This window comes from Streptomyces sp. NTH33, assembly GCF_003236365.1.
Lineage (GTDB): Bacteria > Actinomycetota > Actinomycetes > Streptomycetales > Streptomycetaceae > Streptomyces.
Map to the genome: position 1 here is coordinate 1 of NZ_POTZ01001033.1, position 751 is coordinate 751.

Annotated in this window: 1 protein-coding gene and 1 pseudogene; one reads left to right on the forward strand and one right to left on the reverse strand. The window is 71.6% G+C overall.

Going from position 1 to position 751, the window contains the following annotated elements:
• Positions 1 to 93: pseudogene (locus tag C1I97_RS42360) on the reverse strand (transcriptional regulator); the annotation flags it as partial.
• 155 nt (positions 94 to 248) lie between these two features.
• Here C1I97_RS42360 and C1I97_RS38280 point away from each other — a divergent pair.
• A partial coding sequence (locus C1I97_RS38280; protein WP_111007400.1) for an ATP-binding protein occupies positions 249 to 751 on the forward strand: 503 nt, incomplete at its 3' end.

A 751-nucleotide genomic window follows, 5' to 3' on the forward strand; every position in this document is an offset into this window, starting at 1 on the left:
CACCGCGACTCCCCACTCGTCGTCGGGGTCCACCTCCCACCCCGGCTCGTCCGCCTCTGCCCCGAGCCGTACCGCCTCGCCGTCCACCGACACGCCGCACCCCTCCGTAGTCCCGCGCCGTACCGCGGCGCCCTACCCCTACGAACGACGCCGACGGCCCGGACAGCACCGGACAAGCAGCCGAAAGTAACCGTACGCAATCATTCAGTCACTCCTCACGGTAGGCGTACTCGGCCACGCTGAGTGACGTGAATCAGGAAATCGCCGACCTCACGGCCGAACAGGGCATCCAGTTCCCCCACTTCAGCGCGCTGCTGTCGTCCACACGGCGCGGTGCCCGCCTCGCCCGCCTGCTCGCCGAGGCGCAACTGCGCCGCTGGGGGCTGCCCACGGAGATTGCGAGCCACCTCGTGGCCGAGCCGGCGGCCAACGCCATCACGCACGGCCGCGTCCCCGGACGGGACTTCCGGCTGACGCTCTACCTGATCGGCGGCACGCTCCGTATCGAGGTCACCGACACGCGCGGTGACCGTCTCCCCGCACCCCAACAGCCCGCCTGGGACGCCGAGTCGGGCCGCGGCCTGCTCATCGTGGACGCCCTCGCGGACCGCTGGGGCGTGGCCGAGGACCGGTTCCCGCGCAAGCGGGTGTGGGCCGAACTGCGCTGCTCACCGCCGGAACCCACCCCCACGGGCTCCGGTGCCGCAGACGGTCCCCACTCAAAGGACCCGGGGGAGAAAGAACCCCACCA